Source organism: Methanosphaera sp. WGK6 (genome assembly GCF_001729965.1).
Lineage (GTDB): Archaea > Methanobacteriota > Methanobacteria > Methanobacteriales > Methanobacteriaceae > Methanosphaera.
In genome coordinates this window covers 1-609 of sequence record NZ_JRWK01000035.1, presented here as the reverse complement: position 1 = coordinate 609, position 609 = coordinate 1, and the positions used below count along the sequence as shown (strand labels likewise).

At 37.9% G+C, this 609-nt stretch carries 1 protein-coding gene; it reads left to right on the top strand.

The genetic code is table 11. The features are described from left to right. Window positions 1-19 precede the first annotated feature (19 nt). A partial coding sequence (locus NL43_RS08090) for a methyltransferase MtaB domain-containing protein (RefSeq protein WP_305791261.1) occupies window positions 20-609 on the top strand: 590 nt, incomplete at its 3' end.

Here is a 609-nt window from a genome sequence, read left to right as displayed (position 1 = left end):
TTTTAAGTGGTGAAATTATATGTCAAGAAAATTTTATACAAAAATGGAAAATGAAACAGCAGATGACATGGTATTTGGACAAACTAAACATCCTGTTAAAATGGGATTAGACCAAGTTATGGGTGGAGGAGAAGTAGTTCCTAACATCAAAGTAGCTCCTGCAGAAGGATCTGAATCTTCAATCGATGGTTTAGAAGCAACTTCCAAAAACATTGCTTTCGCAGCATGTGAACGTGCAGCAGCTATCGGTTTACCAGCAATACAAATCGAAACAGAACACGTACAACAACAATCCATCAGCAGAGAAGCATCTGAAAGATGTACAGCTGTTACATGGGAAGAATTAGAAAAACTACACGATAAATTCGGAACAAAAGTATCTTTAATGTCTACAGTAGCAGATATGAGAGAAGAAGAAAACGGATTAAGAGGATCTGAATTTGACATAGCAATGGACGAATCATTCGAAGCATGTGCTCAAAGCGGAGCATCCATGTTATGTATCGAAACCATTGGTGGAAAAGTAGTATCAGATTACGGTATATCAAGAGGAGACGCAAGAGCAATACTCTACGGTATAGGAGTACTCGGTTCTATTGACATGGAATA